This is a genomic window from Cupriavidus sp. 8B, from assembly GCF_054589115.1.
Map to the genome: position 1 here is coordinate 47,162 of NZ_BAAILO010000139.1, position 6,410 is coordinate 53,571.

The following is a 6,410-nucleotide window of genomic DNA, read 5'->3' on the forward strand; positions in this document are numbered from 1 at the left end:
TGGCTTCTTATTGCAACATGGCCCTGGACGCGGCCACCGGCACGCTGATCCGGCAACGCGTGGTGCGCGACTGGATCGAGAGCCGCCTGATCACCGCCACCAATATGCGCGCGCAGGCGACGCTGGATGCCGGCTCGCGCAGTTCCCCCACCGCGGCCGAGCTCGACATCCTGCAGCAGTACCACCTGGTGCGCGCGCAAAGCCGCCAGGACGCGCAGTGGCTGGAGCTGGCGCATGACCGGCTGATCGAGCCGCTGCGCGCCAGCAACGCGCAATGGCGCACGCAGTACCTGCCGCACTGGAAGCAACTGGCGCGCGCCTGGGCGCTGTCCGGCGAGAATCCCGGCGTATTTGGCAAGCTCACCTCCAGCGCGGAACTCGACGACACCTTGCTCGAAGCGGAAGACCGGCACAGCGAAGCGGAGAACCGGTTCCTGGCGGCCTACCAGCGCCATCGCGCGGAACAGGAGCGCGCGCGGCGCTGGCGCATTTTTGGCTATGCGCTCGGGGTCATCGCGCTGCTGGTGTTGATCGGCGTGGCGATCCTGGCCTGGCAACTGCGCACCACCAAGCAGGACATCGCGCGGCAAAACGCCTTGTTCTCGCTGCTTGGCTCGCGGCCGGCACCAGACGCCGCGCTGCTGGCGGCGGTGGAGGGCACGCGCGGCCAGCACAACCATGCGCCACCGGAGGGCTTTGATTTCCGGCGCGCGCTGGTCAGCGCCATGAACCGTGCCCGGGATATCGAGGCCTACCTGTCGCGCGCGGATGAGCAAACGCTGGAGGTGCAGGGCAACGCCGGCTATCGGGTGAGCGCCCGGCTCGGCGGCAATCGCTGGCTCATGGAGATCACCGGGCTTGCGCCCGGTTCCCCAACGGTGCGCCTGGACGAGACCGCGCTCAGGAACCAGCATCCCGAAGGCGTGCGCGTGTTTGCACTGGCTGGCGCCGGCACGCTGGCCACGGGCGGGCAGGACGGCAGCGTGGCGCTTTGGAATATCGCCCAGCCGGCGCGCGCCACGGTGCTGCTGCTGCCGGCGGGCGCCAGAAGCGAAGGCGGTTGGGGCCCGGTCTCCGCGCTATCCAGCGACGGGCAGCGCCTGGTCGCGGGCTACGACCGCGGCCGCATTGCCGTGTGGGACCTTGCCACGGGCGCAGACGCCCGGCGGTACCCGATTGCCAGCGCGCGCGCGCATGCGCTGCGGGTGACCGACGTGGCGCTGTTCGACCAGGGGCGGCAGCTCGCCACCGCCGGGCGGGACGGCAAGGCACGGCTGTGGCACCTGCCGGCGGACCCGCAGACGGACCCGGCGGAGCCATCCGTGCTGAAGACGCCCGCGCACGAACTGTCGGCGCCCGCGGACAATACCGACTGGTTCGCGGGCTACCACAGCATCGCCGTCAGCCCCGATGGCAGCGTGGTGGTGGCGGGCACGCGCGGCGGGCGCATCAGCGTGTGGCGCACCGCCGACGGCGAGCTATGGCCACAAGCGCTGCTGGGGCACGACGACGCCGTGGTACGGCTGGTGTTCACCGATGACCGGCAACTGCTCTCCGGCGGCTGGGATGGCCGCGTGATCCACTGGGGGCTCGACCCGGAACACACGCGCGCAACGCGCACCGAGCTGCTGGACCTGCCGAGCCAGATCACCGGGCTGGCCCTGGCCGGCCGCGACCAGCGGCTTTATGCGTCCACCGAGCAGGGCGAACTGCTGCAGATGCGCTTCGATGCGCCGCGGCACCCAATGGCCCGCATCGTCTCGCGCCGGCAGGAAGGCACGCCCCCTCTGCTGCTTGCGCTCACGGGCATCACGCCGCCCCTGGTGGCCGCGACCGAAGACGGCAAGCTGGCATTGCTGCAGGCCGAGCCGGGCAAGGAGGCCAGCCGGCGCCCCATCACCATGCCGGCGCCACCGGTGCGGGCACTCGACTGGGCGCGACGCGCGCAGCGCCTGGTAGCAGCGGATGACAATGGCCAGGTCTGGATGCTGCGGGCCGATGGCACGGGCAATGCGATCCTGCCGGGTGTGATGGCCGGTGCCAGCACCCGCCTGACGATCAGCGACGACGCACGCTTGCTGGCAATCCGCTCAGGCGAACCTGCGGAGAACCGGCGGCTAGAGCTATGGCAGCTGGCGCCCGATCAGGGCGCGGACGTGCACGCGATGCCGTCCGCATCCACGGCGGCCGTGGCAGCCGCTCCCGAAGCCGCCGCCTGCCGCATCCCGCTGCCCGAAGCCCTGTCCCATGCCGCCTACGCCACCTTCCGGCCGGGCACCGCGGAGCTAGCGGTCACCGACGACGACGGCATCAGCCTGTGGCAGGTTGCCGCGGCCGGCGCCGATTGCGCGCAGGCAAAGGCCGTCATGGCCCTGCGCTTCGCGGGCCTGCCGCGCGGGCAGATCACCAGCCTGGCCTTTGACGCGCGCGGCGACACGCTGGTGGCCGGCAACTACCTCGGCAAGGTGTATCGCCTGGCATTGCCCAAACGCTCCGCAGCGCCGGCAGCATCGCCGGGCCAGCCGGTGCAGGCCAAGGCCACCATCCTCAAGCAGGATGCCGCAGGCGTCATCACCGCGCTGGCCGCGCCCGATGCGCCGTTCGTCGTCGCCGGGGACGACCACGGCAACCTGTTCCTGCTCGATCCCGAGGCCGATCGTCCTCTGCCCATCCCGCAGACGCTCTATCGCGACCCGCGGCAGCCGGTGGCCGCGCTATCCGTGAGCGACGACGGGCGCTGGCTGTACGCGGCAGGCACGGGGATCGCGGCGATCTGGGACCTGGACATGGCGCAATGGCGCAAAGCGGCCTGCGCCATCGTCGGCGGCGGCTTTACGCCCAGGCAGAAGGCCGAGTTCTTCAAGGGCGATACGCCGTCACCTACCGCGTGCGAAGCGCGCTGAGCGCATCGACTGAATCTGAACCTACCTAGCAAGGGGACACGCCATGCCATTCCAGACCATCGCAGGTACCAGCGCCAGCTACGCCCTGCTGGCGCTGGACGCCGCCGGCAACGAACGCAGCGACGACCCGGACGGAATCGGTGGACGGATGTCAGACCGCCTGCTGGCGCAATGGCAAGCCACCGCGCCCACCGATGTCTTCCTGTGGAGCCACGGCTGGCAGGGCGACCTGCCCGCGGCGCGCACCCAGTACGACCGCTGGATCGGCGCGTTCGCGCGCAGTGTCGGCGACGAACAGGCCATGCGCGCCCGGCACCCGGATTTCGCTGTTACCCATATCGGCGTGCACTGGCCCAGCCAGCCATGGGGCGACGAAGAACTGGGCGACGGCGCCAGCTTTGCCCCGCTGGCCGGGCCGGGCGCGCCAGCCATGATCGACGCCTATGCGCAGCGCCTGGGCGATACGCCACAGGTGCGCGCCGCGCTGGCCGCCATCTTCGAAGCCGCGCGCACCCAGGCGGATGCGGTGAGCCTGCCTGAACCGGTGCGCCAGGCCTACCTGCAACTCGACCAGGCACTCGCGCTGGGCAGCGAGGGCGTGGGCGGCGACGCCGGGGCCGACCGGCTGCCCTTCGATCCCGCAGCGTCCTTCGCCGAAGCCAACCAGCTGGGCGCCGCGTTTGGCGGCTCGGTGCTGGGCGGGCTGCTGGCACCGCTGCGGCAACTCTCGTTCTGGACCATGAAAAAGCGCGGCCAGACCGTGGGCGAGTGCGGCGTCTTCCCGCTGCTCAACCGCATTGGCGACGCGCTGCCGGCGGCGCGCATCCACCTGATGGGCCACAGCTTCGGCGCCGTCGTCATGTCCGCCGCGCTGGGCGGCCCCGGCGGCACGGCCGCGCTGTGCCGCCCGGTGGCCTCCTGCGTGCTGGTGCAGGGCGCCATGTCGCTCTGGGCGTACGCGCCAGAAATTCCCGTGCGCCCCGGCACGGCGGGCTACTGCCACAACCTGCTGCCGGATGGCAAGGTCAGCGGGCCGCTGGTGATCACCCGCTCGCGGCACGACAGCGCGGTCGGCACGCTTTATCCCTGGGCCGCCGGCGTGGCGGGCCAGGTGGCTTTCGACACCACGCAGGCATCTCCCACTTACCCAACCTTCGGCGCCATCGGCGCGTTCGGCATCCAGGGCATCGACAGTGCCACGGACGCAGCCATGCAACCCTATGACCGCCCTTACCCCATGATGGCCATGACGGCCGGCAAGGTGCTGAACATCGAAGCCAGCGAGTACATCTGCAACGGCAGCGGCATCGCCGGCGCGCACAACGATATCGCCGGGCCGGAAGTCGCCCACCTGATCTGGCAGGCCGCGCTGGCCTGGGAATGAATCCAAGGAGCCCCGACCATGACCGACGACTCCATGCCCATCCCGCTCGGCATCCAGGCCGACACCGGATGCCCGCTAGCCGACATCGATGCGCAGGCTATCGCCGAATTCTCCGCGCATGAGCACGGATTGCGCCGCGCGCCGGAGCGCGCCGCGGAAAAAGCCCGGCAAGCCGAGACCTATGCCGTGCTGGGCGATGTCGACGGCGACAAGCTCGACGAGGCCGGCTGGGGCCTGCTGTTTCCCTCCGACGTGGATCCGGCGCCATACCTGGACGCGCTCGCGCCGCTGATCGCCTGGCGGCACCGCGAGGCTGGACAGGTCACGGTGTTCCAGGGCGCCGATGGCTGCCTGCCCGGCGAAAGCGCGGCTACCTGGCTGGCGCGTCACGGGGTCTCGCTCAACGTCGTCGACCCGGCCCTGGGCGTGCCCTACTATCTCGTGCTGGTAGGGCCGCCGGACAAGATCCCGTTTGCCTTCCAGTACACGCTGGACCTGTACTGGGCGGTGGGACGGCTGGATTTTCCGCAGCTGGCGGACTTTCGCAGCTACGCGGACAGCGTGACGGCGTATGAGACGATGGCCAGCGTGGCCGCGCAGCGCAGGATCGCATTGTTCGCCACCTGCCATGAGTTCGATCGCGCCACGCAGTTGCTCACGCGGCAGCTGGCCACCCCGCTCAGCCAGGGCACCGCGCAGGCCAAGCCCCTGGGCGAGCGCCAGGGCTTTGCCGTGCAGGCGCTGCTTGGCGAAGCCGCCACCAAAGCCGCGCTGACAGATGTATTGCGCGGCAAAGGACCGGGCGGGCCACCCGCCCTGCTCTTCACCGGCTCGCACGGCATGGGTTTTCGCGCGGACGACGCGCGCCTTGCCGACACCCAGGGCGCCATCGTCTGCCAGGACTGGCCCGGCTATGGCGCGATCGGCCCCGAGCACTGGTTCGCCGCGCAGGATGTCCCCGCCGACGCCCAGTGCCATGGCCTCATCCAGTTCTGCTTTGCCTGCTATGGCGCGGGCTGCCCGGACTTCGACAACTTCAGCCGCAGCGGCAACGCCCCCACCCGGCTCGCGCCGGCGCCCTTTACCGCGCGCCTGCCGCAGCGGCTGCTGGCGCATCCGCATGGCGGCGCGCTGGCCGTGCTCGGGCATATCGACAGGGCATGGGCCTACGGCTTCCAGTCCGAACGCGCCGATGCGCAAACCCAGGGGTTCCGCGACGTGATCGGCAGCCTGCTGCGCGGCGAGCGCGTCGGCCAGGCGACAGACCGCTTCAACATCCGCTGGGCCGCGCTGAGTACCGAACTGGCTGACCTGCTGCGGGACCGCAGCGCGGGCGCCGATGTCCCGGACACCGACATCGCGCTGCGATGGGTGGCACGGGACGATGCGCGCAACTATGTGGTGCTGGGAGATCCGGCGGTGCGAATCAGGGTGCGGGATATGGCGTGACACCGTGGCGGCGTGACGGCGTGACGGCGTGACGGCGCGATGCGCACCGGCACCTACTCGGGCCGGATGTCCGCAGCCTTGGCAACCTTCCTCCAGCGGTCCACCTCGGACGCGATGAAGGTGGCGAACTCAGCCGGCTTCATCACCGCCGGCTCCGCGCCTTCCTTGAGGAAGAATGCCTTCATTTCCTGCGACTGGACGCGTCCTGCAGATGCTTGCCGATGGCGCGCGCGAAGAGATCGACGGAGCTACCGACGACGAGGCTGATCGGCTTGGCGGGGTATCGGGCGCCTTGCGAGAAGGCCAGCGCGGGCAGGCAAAAAGATTGCCAACGCCGACAGTACCAGCCTGCTGCGCGGCGCGTGAAGTGAATGACATCCCATGTCTCCTCGGTTGATGGCTATAGCTATAGCTATGGCTATGGCTATGGCTATGGGCATAGGTACGGCGCGTGAGGCGGATTTTTCCCACCCCGACAGATTCCGTCCAGCTCCTTATTTCGGTTCTTCAGACTTCTGTGTGGGTCGCCGGGTGAAGTCCGGCGCAGGCGTAGCAAGAGCGCTCGAGTGCAATCTCGCGCAGGTATAGCTCCCCTCTCCCGCGCAGCGGGAGAGGGGTTGGGGGAGAGGGCGGGCATCCGCAAGAGCGAGGCGCTTCACCTTGAGCGAGCGCCC

General features: G+C 70.0%; 4 protein-coding genes. 3 read left to right on the forward strand and 1 reads right to left on the reverse strand.

The window, feature by feature from the left end; all coding sequences use genetic code 11:
* The 3 genes from ACYP5B_RS14760 to ACYP5B_RS14770 all read left to right on the forward strand — a co-directional run.
* On the forward strand, positions 1–2,903 hold a 2,903-nt coding region (locus ACYP5B_RS14760; RefSeq protein ID WP_459570204.1), incomplete at its 5' end, for a WD40 repeat domain-containing protein.
* A gap of 43 nt (positions 2,904–2,946) precedes the next feature.
* Positions 2,947–4,287: a hypothetical protein gene (locus ACYP5B_RS14765; protein WP_459570205.1), complete on the forward strand. Its 1,341-nt coding sequence runs from the start codon at positions 2,947–2,949 to the stop codon at positions 4,285–4,287.
* A gap of 18 nt (positions 4,288–4,305) precedes the next feature.
* The gene (locus ACYP5B_RS14770) at positions 4,306–5,736 is read left to right on the forward strand and encodes a C25 family cysteine peptidase (protein WP_459570206.1); all 1,431 of its coding nucleotides are present in this window, start codon (positions 4,306–4,308) and stop codon (positions 5,734–5,736) included.
* A 53-nt stretch (positions 5,737–5,789) separates the two neighbouring features.
* Here the strand turns inward: ACYP5B_RS14770 and ACYP5B_RS14775 are convergent, their stop codons facing one another.
* A complete protein-coding gene (locus ACYP5B_RS14775) occupies positions 5,790–5,921 on the reverse strand; it encodes a hypothetical protein (protein WP_459570207.1) in 132 nt (43 codons plus the stop codon).
* Between the last annotated feature and the right edge of the window lie 489 nt (positions 5,922–6,410).

Excerpts from the sequence above, each read along its gene's own strand:
- ACYP5B_RS14765 (WP_459570205.1), top strand. The coding sequence starts at position 2,947 with ATGCCATTCCAGACCATCGCAGGTACCAGCGCCAGCTACGCCCTGCTG.
- ACYP5B_RS14770 (WP_459570206.1), top strand. The coding sequence starts at position 4,306 with ATGACCGACGACTCCATGCCCATCCCGCTCGGCATCCAGGCCGACACC.
- ACYP5B_RS14775 (WP_459570207.1), bottom strand. The coding sequence starts at position 5,921 with ATGAAGGCATTCTTCCTCAAGGAAGGCGCGGAGCCGGCGGTGATGAAG.